The sequence below is a fragment of the Candidatus Phytoplasma melaleucae genome, from assembly GCF_030588185.1.
GTDB classification, from domain to species: Bacteria; Bacillota_I; Bacilli_A; order Acholeplasmatales; family Acholeplasmataceae; genus Phytoplasma; species Phytoplasma melaleucae.
The window spans coordinates 1-1,233 of the sequence record NZ_JAOSID010000022.1 but is presented as its reverse complement, the minus strand read 5'-3'; the positions used below and the strand labels follow the sequence as shown (position 1 = coordinate 1,233).

Below are 1,233 nucleotides of genomic sequence, written 5' to 3'. Positions count from 1 at the left end.
CTCTAAATTGTAATTTTCTTCTATTACAAGATTTTTAGGATATTCTGGGTCTTTTCTTTTTTCAAAAAAAGTTAACATTTCTTTTTTTATTTCACTATCTTTAAAGGATTCTAATGGATAAGCTTTTTTTATTTCTTCATTAGTTCTATGATAAATATGTTGTAAATGTTCTCTAAACATCTTTTTTATCATACTATTTGTATTTTGTTGAAAATATAAATGACTATATTTTGCCCTGAAGAAATCTTGAAATTTTTGCTTCGCTTCTTTTCTATTTATTTTGTTTTCTTGATAATCTTCGTTTATTTCTTTTAATTTTTTTAATAATATTAATTCCACTTCTTTTTTCATTTTATATTTTCTACTTCCTTTTAAAAGTATATCTTTTTATATGTTTTTACGTCATATTTACGTAAAACATCATCAGCATCTTTGCAATTAGAGTACTCTTCAGGGATTTTTTTGATTTCATGCAAAATATTTTTTTCTGCTAACTGTTTTTGAATTCTGAAAGCATTTTTTTCTCCACTCTCGTCTTTATCAAAAGCAATTAAAACTTTTATTTCATGTTTTTTAAAGAATCTTAGAACTGTTTCCGAAAGATAACTAGTAATAGTAATTATTCCTACAGCGTTTTTAATGCCATTTTGATGACAACTCATCACATCGAAAAAACCTTCATGTAAAATCATTTTTTTTTCTTTTAAGATATTTTCATAAGCTTTGGTAAAGCCGTATGGCCAATAGAAGATATTTGTATGATTGAAGTTTTTTAAAGCTTGGTATTTAGGGTTAAAACTGTCAATAGGATTATGATAATTATGACGAAAAAAATGCATAGTATGTCTTTTATAAGTAATAGGAATTATTAAACAATCTACCAAAGCATCGTAAGTAAACTTTTCATTTTGTTTAATTAAACCTAACTTAATAAATTTCTTTTCATCTAATTGATTTTGTTTTAAGTAAGTTAACAAGAATTGATTGTTTTTACTAGCTACTCCCAGTTCGAATTCTTTAATTGTTTTTATATTGAGCTTTCTTTCCTGCTTTAAATAAACTAACCCTTCTAAATGATTTAATAACTCTTGGTGATAAAGACTTTTAATTTGATTAAAAAGGGGGGAAAACTCTTTGATAAGCTTTTGTTTAATAGCTAAAGCTTCTTCTTCACTTAAACTAGCTTTATTTTCGTTATTTGATAGCTTAAACGTGGTATGTCGAGGTAAGGTT

Annotated in this window: 1 protein-coding gene and 1 pseudogene; both read right to left on the bottom strand. The window is 25.1% G+C overall.

Annotated features, from left to right (window positions below; translation table 11 throughout):
- Window positions 1-351, bottom strand: a pseudogene (locus tag OC680_RS02180) (hypothetical protein); the annotation flags it as partial.
- Window positions 352-371: 20 nt separating this feature from the next.
- The coding region (locus OC680_RS02175) for a toprim domain-containing protein (protein WP_304515476.1) at window positions 372-1,233 on the bottom strand (862 nt) is incomplete at its 5' end.